This is a genomic window from Amycolatopsis iheyensis, from assembly GCF_024703995.1.
Taxonomy (GTDB): Bacteria; Actinomycetota; Actinomycetes; order Mycobacteriales; family Pseudonocardiaceae; genus Amycolatopsis; species Amycolatopsis iheyensis.
Window position 1 is genome coordinate 75,491 of the sequence record NZ_JAMXQV010000017.1, and the last position, 11,808, is coordinate 87,298.

Sequence of the window (11,808 nt, forward strand, 5' to 3'; positions counted from 1 at the left end):
CTGTGGCACCTCGGCCGGGGAAACTCCCCTCGTCGAGCCAACGTTCAGGGATGAATCAGGGTTCCCCCTGGCGCAGCCACCCACCGAGCCGCCGGACGCCTTCGTCGATGTCCTCGGCGCTGCCGGCGAAGGAGAACCGCACGTACTTGCCGCCGTCGACCGGGTCGAAGTCGACGCCGGGCGTGATGGCGAGGCCTGTGTCGGCGAGCAGCCGCTGACACCAGCTCAGGCTGTCTTCGGTGTACGCGCTGACGTCGGCGTAGGCGTAGAAGGCGCCGTCGGCGGGCGCGAGCTTGTCCAGGCCGATGCTCTGGAGGCCGGCGAAGAGCCGGTCGCGGTTGGCCCGGTACCGCTCGACGTGCGCGTCGGCCTCGGCGTAGGCCTCCGGCGTGAAAGCGGCGAGGCCCGCGTACTGCGAGACGGCGGGCGGGCAGATGGTGAAGTTGCCGGTCAGGACGTCGATCGCGCGGTGCAGCCGCCGCGGCGCGAGTATCCAGCCGAGCCGCCAGCCGGTCATCGCGAAGTACTTCGAGAAACTGCCCAGCACGAGCGGCTCGCGGCCGTACTGCCATGCGCAGTCGAGCTCGGCGCCGTAGGAGATGCCGTGGTAGATCTCGTCACTGATCAGCTGCACGCCGTGTGACGCGCACCAGCCGGTGATGGCGGCCAGCTCCCCGGGCGGCAGCACGGTGCCGGTGGGGTTGCTCGGGCTGGCGACGATCAGGCCGTCGATCGGGCCCAGCTCGTCGAGCAGGGCGACGGTGGGCTGGAAGTTCGTCTCGGCGGTGGTCGCGAACTCGACGACCTCGCAGCCGAGCACCGACAGCAGGTTGCGGTAGGCGGGGTAGCCGGGCCGGGCCATCGCGACCTTGGCGCCGGGGTCGAAGGCGCTCAGGAAGGCGAGCAGGAACCCGCCGGAGGACCCGGTCGTCATGACGACGTCCTGCGCGCTGACGTCGAGGCGGTATTTCGCCTGGTAGTGCCCGGCGACGGCCTCGCGCAGCTCGGGGATGCCGAGCTGTTCGGTGTAGCCGAGGGTGCTGGTCTGGAGCGCCTTCGCGGCGGCCTCGAGCACGGGCTTCGGCGCGGGCGCGGACGGCTGCCCGGCGGCGAGCGACACGAGATCGCCGTGACTGCGCTGCCGGGCGCCCGCCGCGGAGAGGACGTCCATGACGTGGAAGGGCGGCACGCCGGCCCGCAGCGCGGGCCCCGCCTCGAGGTCGGCCATGCGGCCAGGCTAGTAGCCCTGGTAGGCACCGCCGTGAGCCATGGCCTTGATGCCGGGCACGTTGCCGAGGCCGCCGTACCGGTCGATCGAGTACTTGACCCCGGCGATGATGTTGTCGACCGGGTTGTAGATGTTGTCGTGCCCGGGCAGCTTGTGGGCGTTGAACGTCGAGTCGATGCACTGCATCAGGCCCTTGGACGGGTGCCCGGCCGCGGCGTTCGAGTCCCAGTTGTTGATGGCGTTCGGGTTCCCGCCGGACTCGTGCTGGATGATCGCCCAGATGTTCGGGATGTCGGCGTCGGTCACCGGCACGCCGGCGGCCTGAAGGGCCTTGATGGCCTCCTGGATCCACTGCTGGACGTTCCCCGGGGGCGGGGAGGACGGCGGGCCGCCGCTCGGGCCGAGGCCGCCACCGCCGCCGCCTCCACCACCACCGCCGCCTCCGCCGCCACCGCCGTGGTGGGAGGAGCCGTTGCTGTGGATGCCGCCGGTGCTCTGCGGGACGGTGCCGTCGCTGTTGGGCAGCGGCACCTTCGAGTAGCCACCCTCGATCTGGGTCTTCATCAGCGCCTGGGACTTCTTGACCAGGTCGTCCGCGCTGGCGAGCAGCGGGTCGATCTTCCCGAGTGCGGTGGTGGCGTCGTTCTGGTTCGCCTTGTTGGCGGTGTCGACGATCTGCGTCGACGACGGGCTCGGGGCGGGCTTGTGCTCGTCCCTCGCGTGTTCCGCCTCCGCGTTCATCGCGGCCTGGGCCTTCGGGGTTTCCGCGTTGATGCGGTTCTGGATCGCCGTCTTCGCGGTTTCGTAGGCGTCGTTGACCTTGCTCTTGATGTCGCTCAGCTGCGACGACAGCGAACTGAGGTCGTTCCCGACGTCGGTGAGGTGGGTCTGCACCTTGTCGCCCGCGGTGGTGATCTGCTTGACGTAGCCGACGAAGGCATCCGCGGCCGGGCCCTTCCAGACGCCGGCGGACAGTGAGTCCGTGGCCGACTTGAGCGCCGCGCCGTGGTCGCCGGCCTGCGTGGCGGCGGTCTTGAACTGCTGGGCCGCCTTCTCGATCGACTCCGGCTTGATGCCTTCGACCTGCTTCTTCTTGGCCTCGATGTCCGGCCAGTTCGGCGGAAAGTCGATCAGCCCACCCACGGTGCCGCCCCCTTGTCATCCTGGCCCGACGGGGCCGTCCGTGCGCTCACTGGTTCCCGTGCTCGTGCAGCTTGAGGTCGCTCGCCCCGACCTGGTCGGCTTCCGCGACCAGCCCAGCAGCCTTTTTCAGGACGAAGCTGGTCGCCTCCATCAGCTTTCCCGCCGCGTCGAATTCGGAGTGCACGCCCTGCTTGAAGTCGCCGACCGCGCCGTGCACGTCCTGAGAGCCGCCCATCGTCCCGAACGGGCTTTCCTTCTCGTCGTCGACTCCGGTCAGGTGCTTCTTCGACTTCTCGAACTCGTCTTTGAGCTTCTCGACGTGACGGGCCGCGATGGCCATCGAGTCCGGGTCGTAGACAGGCACGGTTCGTCATCCCCTTCGGCAACTTGTCTCCGCCCGATCAGACGTCGCCATGACCAGGACGGTTCCCGCGCTTACTTTATGACTTCCTCCGGGCAGCGCGTGCGGATCTCCGCCAACTTCCACCCCAGCGGGCGCGGGACACGCTTTGTAGCATGTCCCGCGGGGAGGAAATCGATCATGAAACCACTGAATCCGGACGAACCACGACAGGTCGGGCGGTACCGGCTGGTCGCCGCACTGGGCGAGGGCGGCATGGGCCGGGTGCTGCTCGGCGTGTCGCCGGACGGCCGGCTCGTCGCGGTCAAGCAGGTGCACGCCGGCTTCGCGCACGACGATGCCTTCCGGTCGCGGTTCCGCCGGGAAGTCCGGATCTCGCGGATGGTCTCCGGTGCCTACACGGCGGCGGTGATGGACGCCGATCCGGACGCGTCGACACCGTGGCTGGCGTCGATGTTCGTCGCCGGGCCGTCACTGAAGGAAGCCGTCGAGGCGGCGGGTCCACTGCCGCCGGCGTCCGTGCGGATCCTCGCGGTCGGGCTGGCGTCCGCGCTCGTCGACATCCACCGGGCCGGCCTGGTCCACCGCGACCTCAAGCCGAGCAACGTCCTGCTCACCGACGACGGCGCGCGGGTGATCGACTTCGGTATCGCCCGCGCCGCCGAGGGTGACTCGGAACTGACCCACACCGGTTCGATCATCGGGTCGCCCGGCTTCATGTCGCCCGAACAGGCCGACGGGCGGACCGTCACCGCGGCGAGCGACGTCTTTTCACTCGGCGGGCTCCTGGTCATGGCCGCGACGGGCCGGGCGCCGTTCGGGGGCGGATCGACTCCGCAGGTGCTCTACAGCGTGGTGCACAGCCACCCCGACCTCGGATCCTTGCCGCCGGAACTGCGGCGCCTGGTGGAACCGTGCTTGGCGAAGGACCCGGCACAGCGCCCGACGCCGGCGCAGATCCTGGATTTTCTCGGCTCGGTCCCACCCGGCGTGACGCCGTGGCCGCCGGCCGTTCACGCTCTCATCGGCACGCAGAAGGCGCAGGTCAGCCAAGCCCTGTCGATCCCGCAACCGCCACCGGTTGAAGGTGTGAAGCGGCGGCGTTGGCCGATCGCCGCGGCCGTGGTCGCCGTGGTGGTCATCGCCGGAGCGACGGTGGCTCTGGTCGCGTCGAACAGCGACCGGTCGAACGCCGGAGCTGCTCCCACCTCGTCCACCAACCCTCCCGCACCTACTCCTTTCAGCATCGCCGATCTCCGGCAGATCGATCCGTGTCAGCTGCTGCCACCCGACTCGCTGCCCGGCACCGGCCGGGTCAACCGCCCCGACCACGGGCCGGGTTCGTTCGCCAGGTGCACTTTCGGGTTCGCCTCGACGACTGACCAGACACGCAGTCCCAGTGTGGAAATCAACCTGGAGAACAAGATCCCGCTCGAGGATGTCGAGCCAACGCAGATCGGTGAGCGCCCGGTGTACCTGGAGCGGAACGGTACCCACTGTTACGCCGCTTTCAAGGTTCCGGACGCACCTGAAACCATGATCACCGCGAATTCCTTGCGAACCTCCGGCGATCCCTGCGAAACTCCGAAGCAGGCCATTGCCGTGGTCCTGAAGGAAATCGCGGCCGGAACCGTCGCCCGGTACCCGGCGGCGCCCGGTTCGGCCATGTACCTCGATCTGTGTCGCGAGATCAGCAGTCCGGTCAGCCCCGAGGGAAAGCCGGCGGGCTACCTGAACTCCGGAGCGCTGCACGAATGCCAGTGGTTCATCGACGGGACCGGTTCGTACATCCTCAGCCTCGCGGGCAATCCCGGCCGAGTCCTCGGCGACGGAAGCCAGCGGAAGGCCGAGGTGGCCGGCGTGATGGTGTACGAACAGCTCGACGACCGGGAAGGGGGGACCCGCCGCTGCACGATCACTTGGACGCACCGGAACATCGACGCGTATTACACGGAGGAGTTCAGCCTGGTCTTCACCCCTGACCCCCAACCGGCGGATGCGGCAGGCGTCTGCCCAGCGGCCGAGAAGTTCGTCGGCAGCGTGGTTTCCCGGTTACCGCCGGTGAAGTAGCTCAGGCCTCCGCCATCAGCTCCCGGATCCGCGTCGCCAGCAGCGCGTTGTCCGCCGGTGTCACCGTCGCCCACTCGCGGCCTTCTCGGTCCCGCTCCACCTGGAACAAGTACCGGCCCGCGTCCGTGTCGAAGAACGCCACCACTCGGCCCGCGCGGTGGACCACGCCGTCGCGGCCGGTTCGCTCCGCGCCGAACTGGCCGCGGGCCTCCTGACCCAGCAGCATGCCCGACAGCTCCTGGGCCTGGAACAGCACCACGCCACGGTCCTCCAACGCCGTCACCAGCGCCTTCGGCTCGCCCTTCGCCGCGGCATCGGCCTCACGCAGCACCGAATACGGGATGCTCACCGTCTGGCCGATGCCCGGGCCCAGGTCGCCCGCCACCGAGACCGCCGCCTCCGGGAGGCCGTCCTCCGTCGCCGGGATCAGCCAGACCTCGTCGTTGTCCACCACCGCCAGCACCGCCTGGCTGCGGACGCTCGCCGCGCGGCCGCGGATCTCGCGTTCCGCCCACACCCACACGTCGAGGGCGGACTGGGGGCGGGCCAGCAGGTTGAGCAGGTCCGCCACCTCGCCCGAGACGCGGCGGTTGCGGGCCAGGCGCCGGTCACTCAGCGACGCCCAGGCCGCGTCCACGAGCCCGGCGCGTTCGGTGCGGGTGGTGCCCGCGCTCGGCACGTCCAGCGCGACGTGCCGGCGCGGCAGCTCGAGCGACTCCCAGAGCACGTCGAACTCGAGGGCCGAGAAGACCAGCGACACGGTCAGCGCACATCCCCGCCGTGGTCACCGATCACGTCGGGGGAAACCATCCGCTGGTCGGCGAACAGGTCCTGGTCGTCGACGCCGTAGCGGCGGACGTGCTCGGCGTCCTCCTCCTGCGGTGCAGCCTCCGACAGGAACCTCGACTCGCCGGGCTTCTGCTTCGGGCTGATCTGCTCCGACTTCCGCAGCGCGGCGGCCTCTTCCTCGGGCAGCTCGCCGACCGGCAGCGGCCGCACCGGGCCCTTCGGCTGGCCCTTCTCCCGCCGCCCGCGTTCCTTGTCGCCGCTCAGCGCGCCACCGGCCGCGCCCGCGCCGACCGCCGCCGCGCCCGCGCCCAGCTCGCCCGGCGAGACCCCGGGCTTCGCCGCGAAGCCGCGCTCGGCCGTGAACTGGCCGGGCGGGATCGGGGCCTGCGGGATGGCGCCGACCGTGCGGCCCTTGCCCAGCAGCCCTTCCGGGCCGCGGTTGGCGCCGCTCAGCGAGCCGTCGACCCCCGTCGAACCGCCGGAGGCGCCACCGCCGCCGAGCGACTTGATCGGCGCCGTCGCCGGGGACGCCCCCGGCGGCAGCGAGCCGGGCGCACCCGGCGGGACGAACTGCTCGCCGCCGCCCCCGACCGCCAGGCCGGGCGAGAAGTGGCTGGAGTCGCCGGCGGCCGGGCCGCGCCCGGGCGCGTTGACCCAGCCGGGGCCGGGCGTCGACGTCGGCGGCTTCACGCCCGCCGGCGTCGTCGACGAGCTCGGTGTCGTGTGCTGCTGCGGGGGCGGGGCGCCCGCGCCGGTCTGCCGCGGCGGCTGGGCGACGGGCCGGGACGGCGCCGGTGCCTGCGCCGCGACGCCGTAGACCGGGGTCGGCGGGTCGGCCCGGACGGTGTGCGACACCGGCTGCACCACCGGCGGGTCGACGTGCACCGACCGCACCTTGTCCGACGCCGGCCGCACGCTGCCGTCCGGCGTCACCGCGACCGCCGCGCCGGCGACGTCCAGCACACCCGGCGCGACACCGGGGGCGGACAGCTTCAGCGACTCGGGGTCGGACAGCGACTGCGTCGAAAGCAGGTTCGTGCCGCTCTCGCTCGCGTAGTCGTTCAACGCCTGGGTCGCCTGCGCCTTGGCGTTGTTCGCCGCCTCGACCTGCCGGGCGTGGTCGGTCTCGAAGCCGATCAAGCTGAGCAGCAGGCCGTCGGTCAGCGTGTAGCCACCCGCGCCCTTCCGCACCGTTTCGGCGTCCGGCAGCTTGTACTTGGTCCGGTTGAACGACTCGCCCTGCTCGAAGACCGCTTCCGCGGCGTGCGCGACCTTCGTGGTGGCGTCCTGGGAGAACCCGGCCTGCTCGGTGAGCACCTGGCTGGCCGCGCCCCCGGCCTGGCTCTGCCACTCGACGCCCAGCTTGAGCAGCTGGGCCCGCAGCGTCTGGTCGGTGTGGGCGAGCGCGGTCGCGACGGCCTTCAGCGCGTCGACCGCGGTGCCGATGCTGCCGGTGCCGTCACCGTTGATCATCCGCGTGATCTGGTCGGCGATCGCGGTGTTGGTCCAGCCGTCGAACCGGTGGTTCTGGATCCCGGCCGCGAGCTCGGAGAATTCCACGCGCCCTCCCTAGTTGCGTGCTTTCAGGGACTGCAGCGCGACGTCGGCGGCGTGCACCGACATCTCGCACAGCTGCGGCTGCGTGAGCTGGCCGCGGGAAATGGCGAAGGTCTGGACGGCCAGCGTCTGGCCCCTCGCGACGCCGACGAGCGTCTCGCAGTCGGCCGGGTCGCCGGCCGCTCGGTAGTTCGTCAACGCCGGGTAGCCACCGATGTTCTTCGGCTCGGTGGTCATGCTGTTCTTCTTGCGGGCGCCGGTGATCCACTCTTGGAGGTCCGCCGGCACGGCCCGCACGTGGTAGGAGTGCATCGGCTCGGCGCCGTCGGCGTCGAACACGCACGTCGGGCCGTCTTCCGGTGGGGCGGCCCGGGGCACGCTGGTGATCTTGAGCGAGTCGAGGTCCACCTGCGAGAACACCTCGCACAGGTTGACGTCCTTCAGCGGCAGGTCGGCGGGCCGCTGGGGCAGCTGGGCCGCCTTGGCGCTCTGCGACGCCGCGGTGGCGGCCGTCTCGACCGGGTACGCGGTGCCGTCGGCGCCCGCCGAGCAGCCGGCGAGCGCCGCTGTCGCGAGCACACCCCCGGTGATCTTCAGCCGCCGGCTAGACACCGTGCTTGCCGCGGTCACCGAACACCGCCGCCTTTTCGTCTTCGCTGACCTGGTAGTCCTTCGCCGCGTCCCGCAGCTGCGAGACCAGCCGCTTGAGCCCGGCGACGTACTCGCGGACCTGCCCGGCGTAGGAGCGGTCGCCGTCGGCGATGAGGGAGTTCCACGCCTGCATCGCCTGGGTGCTGATCACGTCGGCGGACGGCGCGTCGATCCGCAGCTCGCCGAGCTTGGTCAGGAGCTGGTCCTCCAGGGCGTTCGCCTGGTCTTCGACGATCCGGGCGACGTCGAGCAGCTTGTCCGGGTGGACCAGGACGTCCGCGGCCGCCGGCGCCACCGGGACGGCCGTGCTGAGGTCGTACGAGGGTCCTGACATGCGCTCCCCTTCACGTCATACGGACGGTGACCGGCCGGCTCCTGCTCGAGGCTACCAACCTGGGTGTAGCGGCAGCCTGTGATTGGACGAACTTCGTCGCCCGCCGGTTCCCCGATCCGCGGAATCAGGCGCGCTGGCTCGCCGCCGGGGCGCTGACCTCGCCGTTCGCCGCCTTCAGCGCGATGTCGGTGCGGTGGTGCGAGCCGGCGAGGTGGACCTTCTCGACCGTCTCGTACGCGTGCTTGCGCGCCGACTTGAGCGTCTTGCCCGTGCCGACGACCGACAGCACGCGGCCGCCGGCGGAGACGACCGCGCCGTCGTCACGGCGGCGGGTGCCGGCGTGCAGCACGCCCTCGAGCTCGGCGCCGCCGATGACGTCGCCGGTGCGGGGCTTGCCCGGGTAGCCGTCGGCGGCGATCACGACCGTGACCGCGGTGCCGCCGGACCACTCCAGCGGCGGGTGCTCGGCGAGCTTGCCGGTGGCGGTGGCGTGCATCAGCCCGGCGATCGGGGTGCGCAGCAGGGCCAGCACGACCTGCGTCTCCGGGTCGCCGAAGCGGCAGTTGAACTCGATCACCTGCGGGCCGTCCGACGTCAGCGCGAGCCCGGCGTAGAGCAGGCCGGAGAACGACGCGTCGCGCGCGACCAGCTCGTCGGCGACCGGCTGGACGACCCGCTCGACCAGCTCGTCGACCAGGTTTTCGGGCGCCCAGGGCAGCGGCGCGTAGGCGCCCATGCCGCCGGTGTTCGGCCCGGCGTCGTCGTCGCCGACGCGCTTGAAGTCCTGCGCCGGCAGCAGCGGCACGACGGTGCGGCCGTCGACGAAGCAGAACAGGGAGGCTTCCGGACCGTCCAAAAAGGACTCCAGCAGGACCGGGTGGCCGCCGTCGAGCAGCATGATCGCGTGCTTGCGCGCGACGTCGTAGTCGGTCGTGACGACCACGCCCTTGCCGGCGGCGAGACCGTCGTCCTTGACCACCCAGGTCGGGCCGAAGCGGTTGAGCGCGGCGTCGAGGCGGGCCGGGTTGTCGACCACCTCGCTGCGCGCGGTCGGCACGTTCGCGGCGGCCATGACGTCCTTCGCGAACGCCTTGGACCCTTCGATCCGCGCGGCGGCGGCCGACGGGCCGAAGCAGGCGATGCCGGCCTTGCGCACGGCGTCGGCGACCCCGGCGACGAGCGGCACCTCGGGACCGACCACGACGAGATCGGCCTGCCAGCTCTTCGCGAGCGCGGCGACCGCCTCGGGATCGGCGGCTTCGACGCCGAGCTGCTCGGCCATGGCGGCCGTCCCGGCGTTGCCGGGCGCGCAGGCCAGCGCGGTGACGTTGGGGTCGCCGGAAGCAGCGAGGACGAGAGCATGCTCGCGGGCGCCGGACCCGATTACCAGTACGCGCACGCCGCACAGCGTATCCGGCGGGTTCGGGGCGGACATTTCGCCGTCCCTCGGGTGGAGGAGTCCACGCTCCGTTCACCGCCGCGTTTGCCCGGATACGCACTTCGGACGCTTGCGACATCAAGGGTGGCGCGAGTAGTCAGGGTCAACCCTGTGTGAAAAGAGGTCACCAGATGAAGCGCAAACGTGTCGGCGTACTGGCACTGGCCGGACTGGCGTTGCTGAGCGTCACCGGGCTGGCCGTCGGGTCGGCGAGTGCGGCCGAGAGCGGGGGGTCCGCCGATGCGGCCGCGCACGGGCGGGGCCACGATGACCCCGTGATCGTCGGACACCGCGGTGCCCCCGGCTACCGGCCGGAGCACACCCTCGCCTCCTACGAGCTCGCCTACCGGATGGGCGTCAGCTACGTGGACGTCGACCTCGTCCCGACCAAGGACGGCCAGCTGGTCGCCCGGCACGAGCCGGAGATCAGCGGGACCACCGACGTCTCGAAGCACCCCGAGTTCGCCGGCCGCAAGAAGACCCTGGTCATCGACGGTGTCCCCACCACCGGCTGGTTCACCCAGGACTTCACCCTCGCCGAGCTGAAGACGCTGCGCGCGGTCGAGCGGATCCCGGCGAACCGGCCGCACAACACGCTCTACAACGGCCGCTACCGGATCGCCACCTTCCAGGAGGTGCTCGACCTGACCAAGCGGCTCGGCAAGGAGCTGCACCGGACGCTGGGCACCTACCCCGAGGTCAAGCACTCGACGTTCTTCTCCTCGATCGGCAACCCGACCGAGCCGAAGCTGGTGTCGATCCTCAAGCGCAACGGCCTCGACCGGCCGGACGCGCCCGCGATCATCCAGTCGTTCGAGGTGTCGAACCTGGTCGCGCTGCACCGGCAGATCCGCACGCCGCTGCTGCAGCTGACGTCGGCGAGCGGCGCGCCGGCGGACTTCGTCGCGAAGGGCGACCCGCGCACGTACAAGGACATCGTGTCGGCTTCCGGGCTGCGTGACGTCGCGAAGTACGCGGAGTACCTCGGGCCGGACAAGGGCCAGATCATCCCGCTCGACGCGGCAGGCAACCTGACCAAGCCGTCCGCGATCGTCGCGGACGCGCACAAGGCGGGCCTGAAGGTGCAGCCGTACACGTTCCGGAACGAGAACCCGTTCCTGCCCGCGAACCTGCGCTCGTCGGCCGAGCCGGACGCCTTCGGTGACGTCTTCACCGAGGAGGCCGCGTTCCTCAAGGCCGGCGTCGACGGCTTCTTCGCCGACCAGCCCGACACCGCCCTCGAGTCGCTGCACGCGTTCCTGGGCCGGTAAACCTTTTGCCGTGCGGGGCGCTGCCGTGGACGCTGAGTCCGTGGCAGCGCCCTTTTCCGGTGTGATCCTGGTCAGCCGCGGCGACGAGACGCTGGTCGCCGAGGCGTCCGGCTACGCGCACATCGCGCACGGCGTCGCGAACACCGTCGACACGCGGTTCGCGATCGCCAGCGGCACCAAGGGGTTCACCGCGCTGGTCGTCGTCGGCCTGATCGCCGAAGGACGCCTCTCGCTCCGAACCACGGCGCGGGAGGTCCTCGGCGGCGACCTCCCGCTGATCGACGACCGCGTGACCGTCGAGCACCTCCTCACGCACACGTCCGGCATCGGGGACTACTGCGACGAAGCGGAAGACCCGCCGCCCACGCCCCTGCTCGCCACGTCGGCCGACTACCTCGCCGCGCTCGACGGCTACCCGCAGCAGTTCCCGCCGGGCGAACGGTTCCAGTACAACAACAGCGCCTTCGCCGTCCTGAGCCTGATCGCCGAACGGATCGCGGGCATACCTTTCGCCGACCTCGTCCGGACCCGCGTGACCGAACCCGCCGGGATGGCCGACACGGCGTTCCTCCGCTCGGACGCCCTGCCCGCCCGGACGGCCACCGGCTACCTCGAAGACGGCCGCACCAACGTGTTCAGCCTGCCCGTCGTGGGCTTCGGCGACGGCGGCATCTACAGCTCCGCGCCCGATTTCCGGAAGTTCTGGCCCGCGTTCCTCGACGGCCGGATCGTGCCGGGCGAGTGGGTGGACCGGATGCTGCGCGGCGACGGCTACGGGCTCGGCTTCTGGCTGCCGCGGCCGGGCGTGGTGCGGCTGGAAGGCGGCGACCACGGCGTCACGTTCCGGAGCAACCACCAGCCGTCATCGGGCCTCACCGCGACCCTGATCTCGAACGACCACCGAGGTGGCGGGCCCCTGCTCAAGCAGCTGGACGAGTATTTGACGAAGCCTTGACACCCTTCGGG

General features: G+C 71.1%; 11 protein-coding genes. 3 read left to right on the top strand and 8 right to left on the bottom strand.

Annotated elements, in window-relative coordinates; all coding sequences use genetic code 11:
* Window positions 1-55 precede the first annotated feature (55 nt).
* The 3 genes from M8542_RS29575 to M8542_RS29585 are packed head-to-tail and all read right to left on the bottom strand — an operon-like array spanning window position 56 to window position 2,735.
* Window positions 56-1,228, bottom strand: a complete 1,173-nt coding sequence (locus M8542_RS29575) for a pyridoxal phosphate-dependent aminotransferase (RefSeq protein ID WP_257923545.1) — start codon at window positions 1,226-1,228, stop codon at window positions 56-58.
* A 9-nt stretch (window positions 1,229-1,237) separates the two neighbouring features.
* Window positions 1,238-2,362: a transglycosylase SLT domain-containing protein gene (locus M8542_RS29580; protein ID WP_257923710.1), complete on the bottom strand. Its 1,125-nt coding sequence runs from the start codon at window positions 2,360-2,362 to the stop codon at window positions 1,238-1,240.
* A gap of 55 nt (window positions 2,363-2,417) precedes the next feature.
* Window positions 2,418-2,735, bottom strand: a complete 318-nt coding sequence (locus M8542_RS29585; RefSeq protein ID WP_257923546.1) for a hypothetical protein — start codon at window positions 2,733-2,735, stop codon at window positions 2,418-2,420.
* A gap of 177 nt (window positions 2,736-2,912) precedes the next feature.
* On the opposite strand from M8542_RS29585, the gene M8542_RS29590 reads away from it, so the two are divergent.
* The gene (locus tag M8542_RS29590; protein WP_257923711.1) at window positions 2,913-4,802 is read left to right on the top strand and encodes a serine/threonine-protein kinase; all 1,890 of its coding nucleotides are present in this window, start codon (window positions 2,913-2,915) and stop codon (window positions 4,800-4,802) included.
* Between the two features lies 1 nt (window position 4,803).
* On the opposite strand, the gene M8542_RS29595 is transcribed toward M8542_RS29590, so the two are convergent.
* The 5 genes from M8542_RS29595 to purD all read right to left on the bottom strand — a co-directional run bounded on the left by M8542_RS29595 (window position 4,804) and on the right by purD (window position 9,532).
* Window positions 4,804-5,562, bottom strand: a complete 759-nt coding sequence (locus M8542_RS29595; protein WP_257923547.1) for an ESX secretion-associated protein EspG — start codon at window positions 5,560-5,562, stop codon at window positions 4,804-4,806.
* A 2-nt stretch (window positions 5,563-5,564) separates the two neighbouring features.
* Window positions 5,565-7,151, bottom strand: coding sequence for a hypothetical protein (locus M8542_RS29600; RefSeq protein ID WP_257923548.1), 1,587 nt, complete (start codon window positions 7,149-7,151; stop codon window positions 5,565-5,567).
* A gap of 9 nt (window positions 7,152-7,160) precedes the next feature.
* On the bottom strand, window positions 7,161-7,727 hold the full coding sequence (locus M8542_RS29605; RefSeq protein ID WP_308210302.1) for a DUF3558 domain-containing protein: 567 nt from the start codon (window positions 7,725-7,727) through the stop codon (window positions 7,161-7,163).
* A 25-nt stretch (window positions 7,728-7,752) separates the two neighbouring features.
* Complete coding sequence (locus M8542_RS29610) at window positions 7,753-8,133, bottom strand: hypothetical protein (RefSeq protein ID WP_257923550.1); 381 nt, start codon at window positions 8,131-8,133, stop codon at window positions 7,753-7,755.
* Between the two features lie 124 nt (window positions 8,134-8,257).
* Complete coding sequence (gene purD, locus M8542_RS29615; RefSeq protein WP_257923551.1) at window positions 8,258-9,532, bottom strand: phosphoribosylamine--glycine ligase; 1,275 nt, start codon at window positions 9,530-9,532, stop codon at window positions 8,258-8,260.
* A gap of 170 nt (window positions 9,533-9,702) precedes the next feature.
* Between purD and M8542_RS29620 the strand changes: the two genes are divergently transcribed.
* Together M8542_RS29620 and M8542_RS29625 are read left to right on the top strand one after the other, a co-directional pair.
* The gene (locus tag M8542_RS29620; protein WP_257923552.1) at window positions 9,703-10,842 is read left to right on the top strand and encodes a glycerophosphodiester phosphodiesterase; all 1,140 of its coding nucleotides are present in this window, start codon (window positions 9,703-9,705) and stop codon (window positions 10,840-10,842) included.
* A 40-nt stretch (window positions 10,843-10,882) separates the two neighbouring features.
* Window positions 10,883-11,797 carry a serine hydrolase domain-containing protein gene (locus M8542_RS29625; protein ID WP_257923553.1) on the top strand — a complete coding sequence of 305 codons (915 nt, stop codon included), beginning with the start codon at window positions 10,883-10,885 and terminating at the stop codon, window positions 11,795-11,797.
* Window positions 11,798-11,808: the final 11 nt, after the last annotated feature.